General features: G+C 34.0%; 19 protein-coding genes. 4 read left to right on the top strand and 15 right to left on the bottom strand.

Annotated elements, in window-relative coordinates:
* Window positions 1–150: 150 nt before the first annotated feature.
* The 4 genes from RBQ61_RS08170 to RBQ61_RS08155 form a co-directional block, all read right to left on the bottom strand.
* On the bottom strand, window positions 151–2,013 hold the full coding sequence (locus RBQ61_RS08170) for an HD domain-containing phosphohydrolase (protein ID WP_308139992.1): 1,863 nt from the start codon (window positions 2,011–2,013) through the stop codon (window positions 151–153).
* A 120-nt stretch (window positions 2,014–2,133) separates the two neighbouring features.
* On the bottom strand, window positions 2,134–2,616 hold the full coding sequence (locus RBQ61_RS08165) for a flavodoxin (protein ID WP_308139991.1): 483 nt from the start codon (window positions 2,614–2,616) through the stop codon (window positions 2,134–2,136).
* A 141-nt stretch (window positions 2,617–2,757) separates the two neighbouring features.
* Window positions 2,758–3,243 carry a universal stress protein gene (locus tag RBQ61_RS08160; protein ID WP_308139990.1) on the bottom strand — a complete coding sequence of 162 codons (486 nt, stop codon included), beginning with the start codon at window positions 3,241–3,243 and terminating at the stop codon, window positions 2,758–2,760.
* 75 nt (window positions 3,244–3,318) lie between these two features.
* Window positions 3,319–3,648, bottom strand: a complete 330-nt coding sequence (locus tag RBQ61_RS08155; RefSeq protein ID WP_308139989.1) for a tRNA-binding protein — start codon at window positions 3,646–3,648, stop codon at window positions 3,319–3,321.
* Window positions 3,649–3,866: 218 nt separating this feature from the next.
* On the opposite strand from RBQ61_RS08155, the gene RBQ61_RS08150 reads away from it, so the two are divergent.
* Window positions 3,867–4,373, top strand: a complete 507-nt coding sequence (locus RBQ61_RS08150) for a hypothetical protein (protein WP_308139988.1) — start codon at window positions 3,867–3,869, stop codon at window positions 4,371–4,373.
* A gap of 93 nt (window positions 4,374–4,466) precedes the next feature.
* Here RBQ61_RS08150 and RBQ61_RS08145 read toward each other — a convergent pair whose 3' ends face one another.
* Window positions 4,467–5,012 (bottom strand): prolyl-tRNA synthetase associated domain-containing protein, encoded by a 546-nt coding sequence (locus RBQ61_RS08145; RefSeq protein ID WP_308139987.1) that lies wholly within the window; start codon window positions 5,010–5,012, stop codon window positions 4,467–4,469.
* Between the two features lie 397 nt (window positions 5,013–5,409).
* On the opposite strand from RBQ61_RS08145, the gene pruA reads away from it, so the two are divergent.
* Window positions 5,410–6,999 carry an L-glutamate gamma-semialdehyde dehydrogenase gene (gene pruA / locus RBQ61_RS08140; RefSeq protein ID WP_308139986.1) on the top strand — a complete coding sequence of 530 codons (1,590 nt, stop codon included), beginning with the start codon at window positions 5,410–5,412 and terminating at the stop codon, window positions 6,997–6,999.
* 68 nt (window positions 7,000–7,067) lie between these two features.
* Here pruA and RBQ61_RS17635 read toward each other — a convergent pair whose 3' ends face one another.
* The 7 genes from RBQ61_RS17635 to RBQ61_RS08110 all read right to left on the bottom strand — a co-directional run bounded on the left by RBQ61_RS17635 (window position 7,068) and on the right by RBQ61_RS08110 (window position 11,564).
* The gene (locus tag RBQ61_RS17635; protein WP_374049903.1) at window positions 7,068–7,190 is read right to left on the bottom strand and encodes an IS3 family transposase; all 123 of its coding nucleotides are present in this window, start codon (window positions 7,188–7,190) and stop codon (window positions 7,068–7,070) included.
* A complete protein-coding gene (locus RBQ61_RS08135; protein ID WP_308139985.1) occupies window positions 7,163–7,408 on the bottom strand; it encodes a hypothetical protein in 246 nt (81 codons plus the stop codon). Before RBQ61_RS08135 ends, RBQ61_RS17635 begins: the two co-directional genes overlap by 28 nt.
* Complete coding sequence (locus RBQ61_RS08130) at window positions 7,369–7,665, bottom strand: transposase (RefSeq protein ID WP_308139984.1); 297 nt, start codon at window positions 7,663–7,665, stop codon at window positions 7,369–7,371. Before RBQ61_RS08130 ends, RBQ61_RS08135 begins: the two co-directional genes overlap by 40 nt.
* Before the next feature lie 96 nt (window positions 7,666–7,761).
* The gene (locus RBQ61_RS08125) at window positions 7,762–8,412 is read right to left on the bottom strand and encodes an SdpI family protein (protein ID WP_308139983.1); all 651 of its coding nucleotides are present in this window, start codon (window positions 8,410–8,412) and stop codon (window positions 7,762–7,764) included.
* Window positions 8,405–8,680, bottom strand: coding sequence for an autorepressor SdpR family transcription factor (locus RBQ61_RS08120; protein ID WP_213924265.1), 276 nt, complete (start codon window positions 8,678–8,680; stop codon window positions 8,405–8,407). Before RBQ61_RS08120 ends, RBQ61_RS08125 begins: the two co-directional genes overlap by 8 nt.
* A 129-nt stretch (window positions 8,681–8,809) precedes the next feature.
* On the bottom strand, window positions 8,810–10,393 hold the full coding sequence (locus RBQ61_RS08115; protein WP_308139982.1) for a HAMP domain-containing sensor histidine kinase: 1,584 nt from the start codon (window positions 10,391–10,393) through the stop codon (window positions 8,810–8,812).
* Window positions 10,394–10,502: 109 nt separating this feature from the next.
* Window positions 10,503–11,564: a 4Fe-4S dicluster domain-containing protein gene (locus tag RBQ61_RS08110; RefSeq protein WP_308139981.1), complete on the bottom strand. Its 1,062-nt coding sequence runs from the start codon at window positions 11,562–11,564 to the stop codon at window positions 10,503–10,505.
* Window positions 11,565–11,811: 247 nt separating this feature from the next.
* Between RBQ61_RS08110 and RBQ61_RS08105 the strand changes: the two genes are divergently transcribed.
* Window positions 11,812–13,446, top strand: a complete 1,635-nt coding sequence (locus RBQ61_RS08105; RefSeq protein ID WP_308139980.1) for an amidohydrolase — start codon at window positions 11,812–11,814, stop codon at window positions 13,444–13,446.
* A gap of 156 nt (window positions 13,447–13,602) precedes the next feature.
* Here RBQ61_RS08105 and RBQ61_RS08100 read toward each other — a convergent pair whose 3' ends face one another.
* The 3 genes from RBQ61_RS08100 to RBQ61_RS08090 all read right to left on the bottom strand — a co-directional run bounded on the left by RBQ61_RS08100 (window position 13,603) and on the right by RBQ61_RS08090 (window position 17,781).
* Window positions 13,603–14,058, bottom strand: coding sequence for a hypothetical protein (locus RBQ61_RS08100; RefSeq protein ID WP_213924269.1), 456 nt, complete (start codon window positions 14,056–14,058; stop codon window positions 13,603–13,605).
* Between the two features lie 124 nt (window positions 14,059–14,182).
* Entirely contained in the window at window positions 14,183–16,060 is a 1,878-nt protein-coding gene (locus tag RBQ61_RS08095; RefSeq protein WP_308139979.1) for an ABC transporter ATP-binding protein, read from the bottom strand.
* Window positions 16,057–17,781 (bottom strand): ABC transporter ATP-binding protein, encoded by a 1,725-nt coding sequence (locus RBQ61_RS08090; RefSeq protein WP_308139978.1) that lies wholly within the window; start codon window positions 17,779–17,781, stop codon window positions 16,057–16,059. Before RBQ61_RS08090 ends, RBQ61_RS08095 begins: the two co-directional genes overlap by 4 nt.
* Before the next feature lie 273 nt (window positions 17,782–18,054).
* Here RBQ61_RS08090 and RBQ61_RS08085 point away from each other — a divergent pair, with 273 nt between their 5' ends.
* The gene (locus RBQ61_RS08085; protein ID WP_308139977.1) at window positions 18,055–18,402 is read left to right on the top strand and encodes a hypothetical protein; all 348 of its coding nucleotides are present in this window, start codon (window positions 18,055–18,057) and stop codon (window positions 18,400–18,402) included.
* Window positions 18,403–18,422: the final 20 nt, after the last annotated feature.

Raw genomic sequence — 18,422 nt, 5'->3', positions numbered from 1 at the left:
CGTTGCATAAGTAAACTAAAAACCCTTACGGAGTAAAACATATGTAAATATTGCAAACAAAAAAGAGCAAAATGCTCTTTTGTATAAAAAATTTACCATTTGTAAAACGAATGCCACTTATCACCGCATGCTAAACAAACCCAACATTCATCAGCATTTGGATGTCTGTGCTTCTTTAATCATACTAATAAATATTTCTGTAATATCAGCATCAAATTGCGTGCCCGAGCACCTTTTTAATTCCTTCAGTGCTTCCTCTGAACTCATACCCCTTCTGTAGGGCCTGTCACTTGTCATAGCATCATATGCATCTGCAATCGCTATAATTCTCGACTGTATAGATATTTCCTCTCCCTTAAAGCCTCCAGGATAGCCATTCCCATCCCATCTTTCATGATGCTTCAAAACGTATTCGGCAATTTCGGAAAAGTCATTTGACGAACTTAAGATTCTGTATCCGATTTCAGGATGCCTTTTTATCTCCCTCTGTTCATCATCGCTTAGCCTTAGAGTTTTATTAAGAATTTTTTCGTCTATGCCCATTTTGCCTATATCATGCATTAACCCTGCTATTTTTATCTGATTTATCTTATCCCTGTCAAATTTCATTTTTTCGGCCAAAGCTTCACATATTTCACTCACTCTTTTGGAATGCTGCATTTCTCTGCTGCTTTTTTCATACAATGTGCTCATTATTAGGTCAATTGTTTTGTTTCTTATGCTTGAGCTTTCGTACAGCTTATGTCTGTACATGTAATCCTCGGCATTTTTAAACACATCCTGAATATTTTCGTTTGCACTGTTTTTTGTCTCGTATCCAAATGAAATAGAGATATCTATAGCGCCGACCTTTTCTTTTGAAGCAATAGAATTAATTCGTTTAATTATTCTTTCAGCCTGCATTGAACATGCATTGGTTAATATAACCACAAACTCATCCCCTCCAAGCCTTGCTACAATATCTGTCTTTCTGCACCCCTTTTTTATAATATCAGAAGCTTTTTTGAGCAATTCATCCCCAAGGTTATGTCCAAAGGAATCATTTACAAGCTTCAGTCCGTTCACATCAGCCATAATCAGTGTAATAGGTAAATTTTTTGGCAAATCCATTTCGATAAGTTTGCTTTCAAAAAACCTTCTGTTGTATAAGCCTGTCAACTGGTCACAGTAGCTTAAATAAAGTATCTGCTCCTGCTCTTCTCTTTTTGATGTTATATCTGTATGTGTTCCGCTTATAATGTAAGGCTTTCCATCCTCAGTCCACGATATAACTTTTCCCTTATCTTGTATCCATACGATTCTTCCGTTTTTATGTATCATTCGATATTCTTCATCGTAATAATCTATTTCTTTATTGTACATTTTTTCATCTATCATAAATTGCTTTTTTAAATCGTCCGGGTGCACCAGTCTCTGCCATGTAGACTTGCTTATAGGAGACAATTCCTCCAAAGTATACCCCAAAATTTCAGCCCATCTATCATTGTAGAAATACTCGCCTGTAAGCATATTCTTTTCCCATGTCCCAACATTAGTAGCCTCAATAATGTTTTTCATTCTTCTCCTGCTTTGTTCAAGTTCTTCTAACTGCTTTTTTTCATTTGTTATTCCTGTGAAATACATTGCCAGATAACTTTCCCTGGGAGAATACATACTTACTCTGTACCATTTATTCACAATGCCGAAATAAAATTCAAACTCCTGCTTTCCTTCATACAGGGTCTTTTTCGCATAAAAATTTACTCTGTCAAGTTCACTTTTGTTCATGTGTTTAAAAACTTCAGAGAGCATTTCTCCAATGATATCTTTTCTGTTAAACCCTGTTCTTTTTTCAAAAATTGCATTGACTTCTATAAATTCATAGTCTGTTGGAATGCCTGTCTCATCAAAAAGTATTTTTAAAAATGCATAACCAATAGGCAGCTCTTCAAACAAATGTTTATAAAAGCCGTCTTCCTTCAAGCACATACTATGAGCAGAATACGTTTGCTCGTTAACCTCTTTGTCCATCATGATTTCCTCACTCGCTGGAACAGTTATAGTAGTGATATTATATTATATTAGAACAAATATTTCAATATATTAATGATATTATAAACCTCTGCAGCTCATTCTTCTATTAACCGCACTATCCTATTTTAACCGCAGTTTATTTATCCATTCTGTTGCAGCCTCCATTGCTTGTTGTGATGAAATCAGACTCTTCATGTTAGTTTGAACAAAAAACATGTCAGCCACATTACCTCCTTTATCAGCTACCCTCTTAGAAATAGATTCATATACTTTAACAGGTGTTTTAGAGTCAGCCTGCGTGATAAAAATAAATACGTTTTTGTTTGTAAAATCAAAATTATTTAAAAATGTATTCATCGGAGTCGCACTTTTTCCGGCCCAAACCGGACAGCCAATAAATATATTGTCATATTTCTTAGGATCGATATTTAAATGCTTTATCCTTGCTTTACACCCAATCAGTGACGTAAATGCCGCACGCACAGATCCTATATCGTTCAAAAATTCTATTTTCTCTAGTTCACATTCGATAATTTTTGATATCTCTTCTGCAACAATTTTTGTGTTTCCGCTTCTGGAGTAATACACTACTAAATTTTTCATAAAATCCTCCTTGTAAGTATTCCTTAGTAAATCAACTATATTTAAATTATATCAAATACATATTTGTTCAACAACAAACTTTCAAACAAAAAACTATCATTAAAGTATAATTATAATGATAGTTTTTATAGACATAAACCATTATGGCTCAAAGCTGCTTCTGATTACAAGTACCGGACATGGAGACTCAGAAATAACTTTTTGCGTTACAGATCCAACAAAGAAACGTTTAATTTTGGAAAAACCTCTGTTTCCCATTACAATAAGGTCGTAATATCCTTTTTGTGCAGTTTCAATAATTTTTTCAAAGGGATCTCCGGTCAGCACTTCTGTTTCAACCTTGGTTCCTCTGAAATCTAGTTTAGTTACTATCTGCTTCAAAAGCGTTTCAGAATTTTCGATATATTTGCTCTCCAGCTTATCTTCCAATTCAGCACTGTTTACTATTGCAGAGCCGTCAACTGCGCTCCACAAGTTCTCATTTTTGGCTGTTCCCCTATGCTCAGATGCTTTAACCACAGATAATAGTTTTATTTCTGAATTATATTGTCTTCCTAATTCAATAGCTTTTTTGACTGCGCTTATGGATGCATTTGAACCGTCAACCGGAACAAGTATCTTTTTCATAACATCCCCTCCTATTACTACTTATATCCGTTTTAAAAGCAGCTAAACAAGAAAATTAATCATAATAATGAATAATTACCCCAGTTTGTCACCTTTTTCAACAATTCTGTCAGGCTGTATCAAGACGACGCCATCCTTTGAATATGTTCCGAGAACAAGGACTTCAGACATAAAATCTGCAATCTGCCTCGGCGGGAAATTGACAACTGCAAGCACCTGTTTCCCTACAAGGTCATTAACTTCATATAAATCAGTTATTTGTGCGCTTGATTTTTTTACTCCTATTTCATTTCCAAAGTCAATAACCATTTTATATGCCGGTCTCCTTGCTTTTTCAAAAAACTCCGCCTTAATTATTTCACCTGCTCTTATATCTATTTTTGCAAAGTCGTCAAATGTAACCATAACTACCTCCATATATTTGATTTCTAGTATTTTAATTGCTAGATAATTTTGTACGGTGCCGACTACTTTTCATGTATATTTTACCATATTAAGGCAACTTTTAAAACTTATATTTTATATACGTTAAAAACTAAATCAAAGGAAGGTATCTTATTAGTTGTGCGTACATATAATAAACATAGTATTGTGATGTCTAATACGATAGAAGGAGGATAGTTTTGAATAGGAATCCAAAGCCTTACAGATGCAGAAACATAATTGCCAAAAAAAACAATGTACCTCCTGGCTCTGATAGTAAAGAAAATGCGAGCAGCCAAAAAGGAGAAACCGGTTATTTAGAAATAAGCGTTTATAATAACGTAGAAACTAATCCTGTTGAAAATGCAATGATACATGTTTACTTGCTGACTATAACCGGCCAATACCATGAAAAAGGCGAAGGCCAGTTAATGGCAACCGTAGGAACAGGAATTAACGGGCATTCTCCGATAATAGAACTGCCGACTTTAAATAAATTACAGCATCCTAATGATCCAAATTATATTAAAATGTACATGTTTTCGGTTCAAGCCGAAGGATACTTTGGAGCGTTTGTTTTTGATATCCAAATTTATCCAAATATAACTACTTCTTATCAAATTAACCTTCGCCATATAGAAAGAGAAGAAAGTCCCCTCTCACATTATGAGTTTTTTTACGAACCAACCGATAGCATACCTTTTTAAAATAGTAAAAATATAAGCTGATACACATGTTATCAGCTTTACATATATTTTGCACTTTGATGTACTTCATATGTTTTTACTTGTAGGCAGCAGCTATAATTCCACAAAGGATGCTTCATGCTTTACATATGGAAGAAATTTATCCAGCAAATCTGAGGTCTTTATCTTAAGCGTTGACGTATTAATGCAAGGATGACATCCAAAATATTCATCTTTCAACACATCCTTGTCAATTATAAGATTCACCTTATTTTCTTTGTCATACATAAGGCCAAAAATACTTAATGAGCCAGGAGTAATATTTAAATATTCCTCCATGTATTCCCCGCTTGCAAATGAAAGTCTGGGGCTATTTATCTGGCTTGAAAGTTTTTTAGTTAAAAATTTCTTATCTCCCGGCATTATCAACAGGTGAAATTTTGTTTTGGACGAATTGCAGAGAAATAAATTTTTGCTAACTTTTACATCAAGAAGTTCTTCTGCCGATTGAATACCCTCCATTGTCATTGCAGCTTCATGATCTGTTCCGGAAAATTCAATACCTAGTTTATCCAGCATTTCATATGTATCCAGTTCCTTTTGAAGTCTATTATCATCCGGCTTTGAATTAAATAAATTGTTACTTCTGATTTTTTCCATAGTTTTCCCCTTCTTAATAAGATTATAAAACATTTGTCGTTTATATTTTACTACAACCACAGCACCTTATGCAATAACCTTCGGTATATTATTTGACTTTCAGATATTTAATTGTCAAATTATCCGCCACACCAGCACAAAGCTATAATTTGCTATATTTTAAATAAATAAACAAATGCAATAAATATTTAAATTATTGCATTTTACATTATTGCCTCATTATTAATTCTTAAACATTCAAATTCAAAGTTTTTTACGTTTCGAAACGTTTTTAAATTTTGAAAAAAATTAATATTTTCGTTTTTTTATTGATGTTTTATGTTTATTAATGTACAATTATTATATATATTTAATATAAAAATATTTTTGTTTAAAAAATACCAATAAAGGAGTCTCTATGAACAGCATTCTAAAAGAAATAAAATTTAAAAATGAACCCATATTAAAATATCTTGCTGGCAGCAATGAACGTGCGGAGCTAGAAGCTGAGATAACTAAAATGAAAAATTCATCTTTAGATATACCTATAATTATCGGCGGTAAAGAAATCAGAACGTCTGATAAAGGGCAATGCAGACTTCCTCATGACCACAACAAAATAATCGGCGAATACTGCAAAGCCGGAAAAGAAGAGACCAAGCTGGCAATTAAAGAAGCTTTAGACGCTAAAAGCAAGTGGGAAAGCATCCCTTGGGAAAGCAGAGTTTCAATATTCCTTAAAGCGGCAGAATTAGCATCAGGCCCGTGGAGAGCAAAACTAAATGCAGCAACTATGCTTACTCAAAGTAAGACATATAAGCAAGCTGAAATAGACTCTGCCTGCGAATTAATTGACTTTTTAAATTTTAATGCGCATGCTTTACAGCAAATATACAGCGATCAGCCAATATCATCGAAAGGAGTTTGGAACAGAACAGAATACCGACCTTTGGAAGGCTTTGTATTCGCGGTGTCTCCATTTAACTTTACCTCGATTGCCGCAAATCTTCCGAGTGCTCCTGCTATGGCAGGGAATACAGTATTATGGAAGCCTGCATCAAACTCTGTGTACTCAGCTTATACCGTTTATAAATTGCTGCAGGAAGCAGGATTGCCAGAAGGCGTGATTAACTTCATTCCAGGAAATGCAGGGGTAATCAGCAGCACAGTATTGTCTAGCGAATATTTAAGCGGTATTCACTTCACAGGCTCAACACAAGTATTCTGCGATTTATGGGCAAGTGTCGGCAACAATCTTGCAAATTACAGGACATTCCCAAGACTTGTCGGTGAAACAGGTGGAAAGAACTTTGTTATAGCGCATCCGTCTACCAACAGAAAGAGCCTGATTAAAGGTCTTATTGACGGAGCATTTGAATATCAAGGACAAAAATGCTCTGCTGCTTCACGTGCCTACATTTCAAAGAGCGTGTGGGATGATATAAAGGACGATCTAATAAAAAAAGCTAATGATATAAAAGTCGGTAATATTGAAGAAATAGATACTTTTATGGGTGCGGTTATAGATAAAAAAGCTTTCAATACTATAGTTGAGTACATCGAATATGCAAGAGAATCTGCGGAAGCTGAAATTCTGGCCGGCGGTAAGTACGATGACAGCCAAGGATATTTTATTAAACCTACAATAATTCTTACTAATAACCCAAAATTTAAAACAATGGAAGAAGAAATATTTGGTCCTGTGCTGACAATTTATTTATATGAAGATGAAAAATATAGTGAAACCTTAAGGTTATGTGACAGCACTTCAAAATACGGGCTTACAGGTTCAATATTTTCTACCGACAGATATGCCATAGAAGAAGCGCAAAAGGTACTCACTCATTCAGCAGGCAACTTTTATATCAATGTAAGGCCTACCGGAGCAGTTGTGGGACAACAGCCATTTGGAGGTTCAAGGCTCTCAGGTACCAATGACAAAGCAGGCTCAAAGTTAAACATGATGCGCTGGATTAGCCCAAGAGTCATAAAAGAAAACTTATTATAACAATAATTTTAAAAGCAGACAACTTGAACTGACCTTCGTCAAGTAGACAGGTAATTTAATTAAAAATTTTATGCACATTTGGATGCATGGTTTCGATATTCTAAAGGAGCCATGCATCTTAGTCTTTTTTGAAATCTTTTTTCATTGTAACGATTAACTTTCTTTATTCTAATTCTAGCTGTAATACCCAAAACATTCGAGAGCGAAGTTGTCGTTCGATTTCCTCTTTTTTTTTAAGAACTTCAAGCTCAAATTCTCTTCTTTTTCTTAATGCTTTCTCTTTTTCTAGCTCTAATTTTAGTTTGTCTATTTCTGTTAAATTACTTTCATAAACTTCAGATTTTGCCTTTGGTCCACGCTTTTGATATCTTAGTGCTTCAAGTCCCTGTCTATATACGCCCTTGTCCATTTGTATACTAGTGCATAAGTACCTGAAGTATATTCTTCTACTACTGACAGCTTAAATTCCTTACTATATGGTTGGTTTCTACTTGATGAATCAAGAGCATTAGGCCCGTGTTCTTTATATCTTAGATACCATTGACGCACAACTTCTCTTGTAGTTCCAATTTCATCTGCAATTCCTTGAAGACTGGTATGACCTTTCTCATAATCTTTGCAAGCTTTAATTTTTACTTCTTTGCTATACTTCACTTTTCTTCCCATAAAAAATACCTCCAAGTAGATGATCTAATTTTAATTAATTGGACTGTCTACTTTGGAAGTATCATATCACTACTGTCTGTTTCAAATTTCCGTATTTTACTTAAATTTATTTTTGTATGCAATATATGAATATATAATTGGAATCAGTGTTATGATAATTACTATTCCCAGAAAAACCTTCATTTTCAAGTAAGACGGAAGTATTGCCGACACCATCATCGCTATCCCGCCCGCAAACCATATTTTACCTCCAAGCCTATGTGTTTTAAACCACACCTCTTCATCTGAAAGAGTCCAGCTTGTTCGTATACCTGCGTAGAAATTTTGCTTGAACTTAGGCATGTAGTTTCCGATTATAGCAAATAATAATCCTACAGCAAAAGGCATCAGTATACTTATGTTCATGATTTTAATATTTAAACTGAAAGCTATTGTATACAGCTGAATTATCATCATTAACAATGATACCAATAAGAAAATCATGTAATACTGCTTATTAAATTTATTATAAGCTTCTCTTTTTGGATCAACATTTTTGAATAATTCGGCAAATATATTCATTATAAGAATTACAAACGGGGCAAGAAAAATATATATTCTTCCCGCATATCGATCAACATTACCAGCTATATCAAAATGAACAGGTATCTGTTCTGGAAGATAACTATACGAGATCAAGGCTATCAAAAATGTTACCAAAAATAAAATCCACTGCTTATAATTTTCTTTCTTAAATATTTTATTCATGCTTCTTTTCCTCCTTTAATGAAGCAAGCCATGTCATTACTTCTTCAACCACCGATAAGTTTAGTTCATAATAAATATATTTCCCATGTTTTTCGTCTATAATCAAACCTGCATTTTTTAATATCGACAAGTGGTGCGAGATAGAAGCTCCTGTCATTTCAAAATGCTCAACTATTTCACCTGCTGTCATCTTGTTATTTTTTAATAATTCTATTATGCGGCGCCTGGTCGGGTCTGATAATGCCTTAAAACTTTCTTGAAATCCCATTTATAGCAAATCCTTTCATTTAGACATTTAGATAATTATCTAAATATATTTTATTATTAATTTTTAGATTTGTCAATATAATTTAAAAACTTACTAGTATTTGGATTTCCATATTATAGCTGTAAAATCCTAAATATCGTAAATATCAGAAAATTCGATCTTTATCATTTCAATTTTGTTATTTTCATTTTTTATAAGCTTCATATCTTTGCTGTCATCAATTTTTTTGTCAGGAAGTTCTACTATAAATGTACTTCCCACATCAACTTTGCTTATGGCATATATAGTTCCTCCATGTAATTCCACAAGCAGCTTTGTAAGTGACAGTCCTATACCGCTTCCTTCAGCATTTCTGTTTAAAGATTTATCTACCTGGTAATATCTTTGAAAAATATGCTTTAAATGTTCCGGCTCAATCCCTGTTCCCTGATCCTTAACCGATATTACTACCTTATTATCTTTACATTCTATGTTTACAAATATTTCACTGTTTATGTCAGAAAATTTTAGTGCATTTGATATAAGATTAAGCATAATTCTTTCAATCTGCATGGAATCGCACGCAATAATTTTTTCATTAATATCTGAGCTGAACACTATTCTTAATTGGCGTAATTTAACATATTCGGTTACAGAGCGAACAATATTTTCAACTATTGCAATTATGTTTTCATTTCTTATATTTAAACTAAAATTATTAGAATTTTTTTTAGCTATATCTACGATGCTGTTAATTAATTTTGTAAGCCTGTAGCAATTTTGTTTTATTATGTTATTGTATTCTATTAATTTACTGTTATTTTTAATATTGCTGCTCTTAATATACATATCCATCATCTGATTTGCTGAAAATATAACACTTAACGGAGTTTTAAGCTCGTGAGATACATTTGCATAAATCTCATCTTGAATCTTAAGAGCCTTTTTCATTTTTATCTGTGATTTAGTGTCTTTTGTTACATCAAGACCAATGGAAATAACCTCATTAATTGTTTTATTAATCCCATACAGCGGCTGGTATAGAAATTTATAATATACTTCCTGCCCCGAAATAACAAACTTATAGATATCCTGATAGCTTTCTTTTTCATCAAATGATTTTTCTATTAATTTAACTAAATCTTTTGAAGAAGTAAAGTTGTATATACTTAGTTTATCTAACGACAGATAATCTGACATATTGCCGTTTATTTGATACAGCAAGTTTAATGCTTTATTGTTAAGCTCTACAACTTCGTAGCCGGGGTATGCGAACCTTACAAAGCACAAATCAAGGTTTTCCACTATTTTGTTTAATGTTTCATCTTCCGATTTTTTTGATAACATTTCTTCAAATATTATTTTTTTTGATGTATCCCTATAAATTACCACTCCTGCTGTTACTTTACCATCAATTCCATATATCGGAATGCCGCTTACCTCTTTTCTCAAATAACCATCTTTGCTTTTTATCCCGTAGGTTTCATTAATTACTCGTTCTCCTTTTAATACCCTGTTGAATATTTTATTTTCATTTGATATTATCTTTCCATTTTTATCATAAATCTCAATCTCTTCAATAAGTGTGTAAACGTTATCATAATTATCGATTTTATTTGTCCTTATCTTTTCATTGAATTTAATTAAGGCTCCATTTTTTTCAAAAATAATTAACTCATCCGAAATATTATTCAAAACAGCATTATATAATTGTTTCTTTTCTTCTAAATCCACGCTAATCCCCCAATTTTTTCTAATAATATATATTTTACATTATACTTCAATTTTTACAATTAGCAAATAAAAATAAATATCAACATCCCCGCTTTAATTTTTTAATTACTTATTTCAGCCAATCAGCCTCTTCTCTGATTATTGGTCTTATTCCGTATTTTTTATCAAAATTCTCTAAAATAGTTTTTCTTGCCTTATTTGAAGTTTTAATATTAGAAACTAATTCATCAGATATCCCATACGTAAACGGACAATTTGCAATGCATATTGCACAATCTGTGCCTAAACTTCTCCATCTTCTGTAGCACTCTTCGGAATTTATTTTCCACCTTAGTATCCCGTCCTTTTCCTCCATATCTGTTTTTGAAATTGCCTTCCCCGGGCACGTTCTTGCACATCTTCCGCAATCTCTGCATAGTTCTCTAACTCCAAAACTCTTTCTTTCGTCAGGTATAAGCGGCATGTCTGTGGACACAACACCAAGTCTGATGCATGGCCCGTACTCTTTGGTTATAATGAGCCCATTTCTTCCGAACTCTCCCAAACCTGCATCCATTGCAACCAACGGTGCAATTATCAGGTAATTTCCATCCATGTGATTTCTAGCATCATATCCAAGCTCTCTTATATAGTAAGACAAAATCATTCCGATAGTTGCAGCTTCCACATAGCCCTTTACAACTCCAATAGCTTCAGATAGCTTTGGGGCTCTCATAATCATTTCCAAGTCCATTGGCACTGCAAATACAATTCCAAACCTATGCTTTTTTTCAATTTTATCCCCGTAGTTTTCTTCATGCCTTCCTCTATGAGAATAATAATGGTAATCCTTTAATTCCGTTATACCAACCAATTTTGCATTGTAAAGCTCGGCCAATCCCTTGATCTTTTTTGTTATTAAAGCCGGATTTACTTCTGATTTGTTTTCAGACACTTTTCCTTCACTAAATTTTCTTATATCACTTAAGTATTTAAAAGCAGCATCAACCATAGGCGAATTTATACTGTTGTACATTGCGGAGCCTTCGGTTCCCATATCAGGAAGGCTTCTCAATAAATCATCCTTTTCTTTCATAGAAGGATTCTTATTATAATAGTATTTATAGCATTCACTACCCTCTTTAAGATTCATCCTTGAAAACATAGTATCTCTTTCATCATATTTATTCATAATTCCTCTCCTCTGTTTCAACTTCTTAGTTATATGCTTCTCTCATTGCTGCGCAATAAACTTCAAAATTATAATTATAATTATATCAAAACCTAAGCAAATAAATAAGCTTATTTAGAAAATTTAATATAATAATTTATTTAAAATTATAATCGAAAATTTGTTAAATAAGAATAATAAACTTTTTTGCCGAAATATGGTATTATAATTATTGATAAATTAAACGGATCATAAACGGAGGTAAAACATGGTATCAATGTTTAAAAACGGAAACATCCACACAGTTGAAAGTTTAAATTCCAAAGCAGATTCATTTGTAGTTGACGGTAATAGATTCGAATATGTCGGAACCGAGAAAGGTGCCAGGGAATATTTAAACAAAAGAAACTGCAGCTATTCGGAATTTGATTTGTGCGGTCACTTAGTTCTTCCAGGATTCAATGATTCCCACATGCACTTTGTGCATTTTGCCAAAAGTTTGAGCAGTGTCAGCTTGGTTGGCACAAAAAGCCTGCAGGATGTCAGAAGCCGACTGAAAAAAAGGCTTGAGGAAAGAACGCCCGAAGATAATTTCTGGCTGGTAGGCGAAGGTTGGAATCATGATTATTTCACAGAAAAAAGATTTCCTACAAAATTTGATCTGGATGATATAACAGGTGAAGTTCCTACGCTGATACTCCGTACATGTTTTCACATAGGTGTTCTTAACTCTGCTGCAATGAAAATAATAAACCTTGATAAGTCCACTGCTCCTCAATACGGCAGCCTTGTTGAATTAATGCCTGACGGTGAACCAAACGGAGTAATAAAGGAAAATTTACTTGAACAAGTTAAGGCCAATACTTCTGTACTAGACTTAATTTCCTTAAAAAAAATAATATGCGAGGCTCAGGATAAAGCCTTGGCTCAGGGACTTACATCTGTTCAAACAGACGATTTCGGGTATGTACAAGGCAATAATTATGATCTGCTGTTTAGAGCATATAACGAGCTGGAGCAGGAAACTAAACTAAATATAAGAATAGGAGAGCAGTGCCTGCTGCAAACTACAGATGAGATTCAAAACTTTTTTGATAAGGGATACAGATTTGGATACGGCAGCGAAAAATACCGTGTAAACTGCATAAAACTTTTAAGTGATGGTTCATTGGGAGCTAGGACTGCAGCAATGAGAACCCCCTACAACGATGATCCTTCGACAAATGGTATAGAATTGTTCAGCCAGGACGAATTAAACAGCGCAGTTCTTCTTGCCCATGAAAATGATTGTCCCGTAGCAATACACGGAATAGGAGACAGAGCTATCGAAATGTCTCTTAATGCAATAGAGTATGCTAAAATAAAAGCCCCTGAACATAATCCAAGGCACGGCATCGTACATTGTCAGATAACAGATAATGCACTCCTGGACAGATTTAAAAAACTTGACGTAACTGCCTTTGTACAACCAATATTTATTGATTATGACATGGATATAGTTCGAAACAGAGTAGGAAATAAAATTGCCGAAACATCCTATGCATGGAAAACAATGATTGATAAAGGTATCCATACCCCGTTCGGAACCGATTGCCCTGTTGAAGCTCTCAACACGATGCCGAATATATACTCTGCTGTTACAAGAAAAAACATTACAGAAAACGAGAAAAAAACTTATCTTCCAAATGAAAAAATGAGTATGTACGAAGCAATAAAATCTTATACGCTTGAAGGAGCCTATGCATCTGGAGAAGAAAAAATAAAGGGATCAATATCGAAGGGCAAGCTTGCAGATTTTATCATTTTGGATAAAGATCTGTTCAATTTAAACGACGATGAAGAAATACTTGAAACACATATTATCAAAACATATGTAGACGGAAAAATGGTATACAGTGCATAGAATTCCAGTAGGACAAAAACGACATTAATTTTAGTAAATTACTGTGCTAAAATTACTTGATTAATACGAGAGCATGGGCAACCTTGCCATTTTACAGCTTGGTTGCCCTCTTTTACGAGTATTTAATATTTGATACTAGATATGATATATTAATCCTTACTCTGATACAGGCCTGAAATGTGAAAATACAATTTTAACAATGTTGTAAATTGCCATTGTAATTATAATCCACTCAACCACAAATATCCATGCAGCCCCCAAATCCGCCATATACAGCTTTACAGCAGTATAAATTGACCCTAATGAGGTAAACGCAATAACAGATTCATTGTTAAAATGTTTTTTTCTGGCAGCAAGAATGTACAGCAGTGCCAAAACAAACCATAATACATAATCCCTTATTAATAACAGCGTATTTTTTATTTCAGCAAAATTTATTGAGTCGCTTAACAGTCCAAATACCATGTCTATGAGCCAAAATGTTGTTATTATTATAAAAACAAATAATCCTATAGTCAGAATATTGTTTTTAAGCTCTTCTCTGTTTATGTCAATTGGTTTTGAAAATTTTGTTGATAACTTATTTGACAACTTGCTTTTAAACCTTCTCATAGCTCCTCCTCTAATATATAATACTCCCTATAAACAATATATATTTATCCATATGTATATATGACTACTTTTAATAATTTATTAATATAAAAAAAAGAAGGCAGTTATATGCCTTCCTTATTTGCTATTCCAGTTCTGTAACTCCCATGTTAAGTTCGTAGTATCGCCCTTTTTGTTTCATTAAGTCTTCATGATCTCCACGTTCAATAATTTTACCATTTTCAAGAACCATTATTGCATTTGAATCACGAACCGTTGACAACCTATGAGCTATAACAAAAGTAGTTCTTCCATTCATAAGCTTATCCATACCCTCAGATATCAGCTTTTCCGTTCTTGTATCAACTGAAGATGTGGCTTCATCCAGTATGAGGATTGCAGGATCTGCTATAGCAGCTCTTGCTATTGAAAGAAGCTGTCTCTCTCCCTGTGAAAGGTTTTGGCCGTCCGCTGTCAGTAGAGTTTCATACCCATTAGGCAAATGCTTTATAAAGTAATGTGCATTTGCCAGCTTAGCTGCTGCAATTACATCTTCATCGGAAGCATCAAGTCTTCCGTATCTTATATTCTCCGCAACAGTTCCTTCAAATAAATGTACGTCCTGCAACACTATGCTCATGGTACTCCTGAGATCAAATTTATTAATTCGTTTAATATCGATTCCGTCAAATAAAATTTTACCATTATCTATTTCATAAAATCGGTTTATGAGATTTGTTATGGTAGTCTTGCCTGCTCCGGTTGAACCTACAAATGCTATTTTCTGACCCGGTTTAGCATAAAGATTAATTTTATTCAAGACCTGTTTTTCAGGCACATACCCAAAGTCCACATCTTTAAAGGTTACATTTCCTTTCAGTGAAACCAGTTCATATTCTCCGTTTTTCGCTGGCACTTTCCAGCACAAATCTTTTTTTCCATCACATTTTTCAACTAATTTTACATCGCCGTCATTTAATTCTATTTCTTCATCCAGCACATTAAATATTCTTTCAGCACCTGCCAATGCAGCAAATAATGTATTCAGCTGATTTGAAACTTGGGTTATAGGACGTGATATAGTCCTCGTATACTGCAAGAAAGAAGCCATATTGCCTATACTGAATCTGCTGACCATTACCAAGTATGCACCAAGTATTGATACAACCGCATACATAGCATAAGACAGGTTGCCCATTATAGGCATTATCATTACACCGAACGTTGATGCACGAGTGCTTGCGGTTCTTAAATTCTCGTTTCTTTCATTGAAATCATTTATTGCTCTTTCTTCATAGTTAAATACCTTAACAACTTTTTGTCCCGACATCATTTCTTCGATATACCCGTTCATCTCTGCCAAAGCAGCCTGCTGACTGCGAAAGTTCTTTGAAGATATTTTCCCTATATTTTTTATAACGACCAGCATTATCCCAAGAATAATTACTACTGTCAACGCCATAACAGGGCTCAAAACCATCATCATAATAAATGTTCCTATAACTGTTATAATTGAAATCAAAACTTGAGATGCACTTTGTTCCAGAGATTGGTTCAGCATGTCAACATCATTTGTAAATGTAGACATCATTTCTCCGTGTGTGTGGCCGTCAAAATATGATATAGGAAGCTTTTCCATATGCTCAAACATGTTCTCACGAATTTTATGCACTGTTTTCTGCGCCAAGCGTGCCATAAACAAATTCCCAACATATTGTGAAAAAGCAACAACTAAAACCATTACAATCATTATTGCAATATATGTTATGAACTTTTCTCTGTTGAAATCTCCCACCAGTGTATCAATTACAGGGCTAAGCATTCCGTTAATTCCTATCTCCGCAATTGATCCCAGCACTATAAAAAATATCCCGCTGAAAAACAACAGTTTGTTGAATTTGAAATAGCTGAACAGTCTTATTAGTGTCTTTTTTGGATCTCTTGGACGAAGCTGTCTCGGAGCTTTCATACCCGCACTTTTTCCATTAGGATAATTTTGATCCTCATTCTTCACTTTTTTCATTGTCCAACCACCCCTTTCTGCTGAGATTCATAAATTTCTTTGTATATAGGAGAGTTTTTCATCAATTCTTCATGGCTTCCCACAGACTCTAATTTCCCTTCATTCATTACGAGTATTCTATCGGCACGCTGTATTGAAGAAATCCTCTGTGCTATAATTATTGTTGTAACATTGCTGAGATTTTCCTTAAATGCCTTTTGAATCTTTGCATCTGTTGTCATATCAACTGCACTTGTTGAATCATCAAGTATTATGATTTTCGGGGACTTAATCAGTGCCCTGGCAATTGTAAGCCTTTGCTTCTGTCCACCCGAAAAATTGTCGCCTCCCTGCTCGACCTTGTGGTCTAACACATCTTCATAATTTGATACAAATTCCCATGCATGAGAGTGCTTCAATGCAGTGATAATCTGCTCATCATCAGCATTTTCATTTCCCCATTGCATGTTTTCTCGTATAGTTCCGGTAAACAGAACATTTTTTTGAAGCACAAATGCAACCTTATCTCTCAGTGTATTAAGGCTGTAATTCTTTACATTAACCCCACTTACCTTTACAACTCCTTCGGTTGCATCATACAGCCTTGGAATCAACTGAACAAGTGTTGATTTTGCCGAACCAGTTGAGCCTATTATTCCTATAATTTCTCCGGAGTTAATCTCAAGGTTTATATTCTTTAATGCTTTGTCTGAACTTAATGGATATGCAAAGCTTAAATTTTCAAAGCTTATGGAACCATCTTTAACTTCCGTAACAGGATCAGGTTCTTCTTTTATTTCTGATTCCGTCTCTAGAACCTCAACAATTCTGGAAGCAGAAGCCGCGCCTCGCAAGAACTGCATAAAAAAGAACGAAAGCATCATCAAAGACATTAATATTTGAGTGATGTACGTAATAAAAGAAACCAATTCTCCGCTTCCCATGGTTCCTGCAACCACTTGCTTGCCGCCAAACCACAAAACTGCTATAATTGTTGCATATGTTACAACTGTCAACACAGGCATAAGGAAAATAACGATGGATATTGCTTTTAATGCGGTATCTCTGAGCAAATCATTCCTTTCCTCAAACCTTTGTTCTTCATGCTTTTGCCTGTTAAATGATTTAACTACCCTTATACCTATTAAATTTTCCTGAATTATTGCATTAACCTTGTCAACACGTGACTGCATTTTTATAAACAGCGGTCTTGCCTTAGTCATAATTATACCCAGCAAAATAACCGTCAGCGGTATGGAAACCATAAATACACTTGCCAGCCGCGCATTGATTCTAAAAGCCATAATAAGTGCAAATATCATCAAAAACGGCGCTCTTACGGCCATTCGAAGACTCATCATAGCTACCTGCCCAAGTGTATTGCAGTCATTTGTCAATCTTGTAATCAAGGACGAAACAGAAAAGTTGTCAAGATTAGTAAACGAAAAGTCCTGAACTTTTTTAAATACAGCTTTTCTTATCTCGGCAGCAAACCCGTATCCGGCTGTCGCCCCGAAATATGAACTTATAACTCCCAATATCATCCCAATCAAAGCAGCCAAAATCATAATGCCGCCTATTTTTACCACATAGCCTACATCCCGGTTGGCAATTCCCACATCAACTATCAGTGACATTAGATACGGTATTAAAATATCAGCAACTACTTCTGTTATCATCAAAATAGGGCATAACACTGCATAACTCGTATATTTTTTCATAAAAGGAACTAATTTTTTCAAAATATCACTCCCGTCATTTATCATATTGTTAGGTTTAAGAAACCAATTACCGTAAAATATATGCGCAACGTACTATGTTACCATAAACTACCTTAATCTAACCTTAATTTTTATAAAATATATAAAAAATATCTAGTGAAGTTTTCATATTATCATAACACTTTAAATAATCATTATCAATTTAGTTTTACTGCAAAATAATTATTTGCATTTTTACAATTTTTAATAGTATAATTAGCCAATAAACAAAACTTTAAGGAGACTTTTAAATAAATGAAAGAAATAAGCGGTTCAGAAAAGCAAAAGAAATTAGTAAGAATTGTTCTTGAAGAAAAGGAAGTTCCATTACTTATTAAAGATATTGAAGACTTGGATTTCAGCGATACAAAATATAAAAATGCCGAAAAATTTGAATATGATAAAAGGATGCTTCTGGAAACACCATGGCATATAAGCACTGTTCTTCAGAATAAGAACAGCGAAATAAGTAAAATCGCAGAATTAAATTTAGTTGCAAACAAAATTACAGATGCAGATTGTAAGAAAATTTTCTCTGCGTTAAGGGCAAAATATAAATATTCCAATATGCCGTATAAAAATGACCTTGCAGAAAAAATATAATACAAATAAATAAGTTAACA

This window comes from Sedimentibacter sp. MB35-C1, from assembly GCF_030913635.1.
Taxonomy (GTDB): Bacteria; Bacillota; Clostridia; order Tissierellales; family Sedimentibacteraceae; genus Sedimentibacter.
The sequence above is the reverse complement of the archived record's forward strand: the minus strand, read 5'-3'. Positions and strand labels throughout refer to the sequence as shown.

What these genes read in the sequence shown, in the direction of transcription:
- RBQ61_RS08170 (WP_308139992.1), bottom strand. Translation starts at nt 2,013, where the DNA reads ATGATGGACAAAGAGGTTAACGAGCAAACGTATTCTGCTCATAGTATG.
- RBQ61_RS08165 (WP_308139991.1), bottom strand. Translation starts at nt 2,616, where the DNA reads ATGAAAAATTTAGTAGTGTATTACTCCAGAAGCGGAAACACAAAAATT.
- RBQ61_RS08160 (WP_308139990.1), bottom strand. Translation starts at nt 3,243, where the DNA reads ATGAAAAAGATACTTGTTCCGGTTGACGGTTCAAATGCATCCATAAGC.
- RBQ61_RS08155 (WP_308139989.1), bottom strand. Translation starts at nt 3,648, where the DNA reads ATGGTTACATTTGACGACTTTGCAAAAATAGATATAAGAGCAGGTGAA.
- RBQ61_RS08145 (WP_308139987.1), bottom strand. Translation starts at nt 5,012, where the DNA reads ATGGAAAAAATCAGAAGTAACAATTTATTTAATTCAAAGCCGGATGAT.
- pruA (WP_308139986.1), top strand. Translation starts at nt 5,410, where the DNA reads ATGAACAGCATTCTAAAAGAAATAAAATTTAAAAATGAACCCATATTA.
- RBQ61_RS08135 (WP_308139985.1), bottom strand. Translation starts at nt 7,408, where the DNA reads ATGGACAAGGGCGTATATAGACAGGGACTTGAAGCACTAAGATATCAA.
- RBQ61_RS08130 (WP_308139984.1), bottom strand. Translation starts at nt 7,665, where the DNA reads ATGGGAAGAAAAGTGAAGTATAGCAAAGAAGTAAAAATTAAAGCTTGC.
- RBQ61_RS08125 (WP_308139983.1), bottom strand. Translation starts at nt 8,412, where the DNA reads ATGAATAAAATATTTAAGAAAGAAAATTATAAGCAGTGGATTTTATTT.
- RBQ61_RS08120 (WP_213924265.1), bottom strand. Translation starts at nt 8,680, where the DNA reads ATGGGATTTCAAGAAAGTTTTAAGGCATTATCAGACCCGACCAGGCGC.
- RBQ61_RS08110 (WP_308139981.1), bottom strand. Translation starts at nt 11,564, where the DNA reads ATGAATAAATATGATGAAAGAGATACTATGTTTTCAAGGATGAATCTT.
- RBQ61_RS08105 (WP_308139980.1), top strand. Translation starts at nt 11,812, where the DNA reads ATGGTATCAATGTTTAAAAACGGAAACATCCACACAGTTGAAAGTTTA.
- RBQ61_RS08100 (WP_213924269.1), bottom strand. Translation starts at nt 14,058, where the DNA reads ATGAGAAGGTTTAAAAGCAAGTTGTCAAATAAGTTATCAACAAAATTT.
- RBQ61_RS08095 (WP_308139979.1), bottom strand. Translation starts at nt 16,060, where the DNA reads ATGAAAAAAGTGAAGAATGAGGATCAAAATTATCCTAATGGAAAAAGT.
- RBQ61_RS08085 (WP_308139977.1), top strand. Translation starts at nt 18,055, where the DNA reads ATGAAAGAAATAAGCGGTTCAGAAAAGCAAAAGAAATTAGTAAGAATT.